Origin of the sequence: uncultured Agitococcus sp., from assembly GCF_937920075.1 — a bacterium.
Classification (GTDB): domain Bacteria; phylum Pseudomonadota; class Gammaproteobacteria; order Pseudomonadales; family Moraxellaceae; genus Agitococcus.
Genome location: NZ_CALETI010000276.1, coordinates 1 through 1,147, shown reverse-complemented (window position 1 = coordinate 1,147; position 1,147 = coordinate 1). Strand labels below are relative to the sequence as shown.

The 1,147-nt window shown below is 35.8% G+C and carries 1 protein-coding gene; it reads left to right on the top strand.

All coding sequences use genetic code 11. From position 1 onward, the window contains the following. Positions 1-1,147: DNA/RNA helicase domain-containing protein (locus Q0212_RS09675; protein ID WP_297924867.1), on the top strand; the 1,147-nt coding region annotated here is incomplete at both ends.

The window sequence follows — 1,147 nt, the reverse complement described above, 5'->3', positions numbered from 1 at the left end:
AAGAAATCGTTATGCACTTATTAAACGGCTTGAGTTAAAATTAGGTGCAGATGTTAATCAATTAAATATTACTCATGCTGTTTGGTTTCCTGATGTTCGTTGGCAATCAAGTCACACACTATTAGAAGCCCCGTCAATTAATTTTATTTTTGATAAAACCTGTTTGGCAAATCCCGAACCTCGGTTATTAAAATTATTCTCCGAATTGTCACATACGCCAATACCGTGGACAAAAATTCAACAACGTGTCCTTAAAGACTTGTTAGCACCTGATTGTCATTTATTAGTGCCATTAGCCTCTAAAATAGATGACACGATTCATGAATTATTGACGGCTACAGACCAGCAAATAAATGTACTTCGTTTATTAAGACATCAACTGCGACTTCTTGTTGAAGGTGGGGCAGGTTCAGGTAAAACATTATTAGCTGTAACTTTGGCGCGAGAACATGCCTTATTAGGCAAAGATGTCTTATTGACTTGTTTTAATAAAGCATTAGCACTTCAGTTAAAATTATCATTGATAGATTACCCTAATATAACAGTAATACATTTTCATGATTTAGTACGTTTGGCCTGTGAACAATCAAACACACCTTATAATGTGCCTGAAGATAAACAAGCATTAACCTTGTTTTTTCAAGAGGGCTGTGCAGATTTATTACTCCATGCAGCTGAGCAAGGGGCAAAAAAATATGACACGATAATTATTGATGAAGCAGCTGATTTTAGAGCAACTTGGTGGATTGCAATAGAGTCATTAGGATTAGCAACGTTTAGTTGGTATTGCTTTTATGATAAGCATCAAACTATTTTTTGGGAGCATGAACCTTGGCAAGCTCCTTTTGAGGCTCAAGTTATCCCTTTAGAAATTAACTTACGCAATACGCAGCCTGTTGGAACATTAGCGGCTAATTTGGGGAATTGTCCTTTACCTGTGGATTTTAGGGTGAAATCAGGCATAAGCCCCGAGTTATTGATTTGTAATGATTTTGATGAGATGGCAATAAAGCTACAACAACTATTGCATCATTTAATTAATGAAGAGCAAGTTTCTGCCGAAAGAATAGCAATTTTAAGTCCATATCGTTATACCAACTTAAAGTCAACTTGGTCAAAAGGTTTAAAGCCATTGGTTGTTAATGAA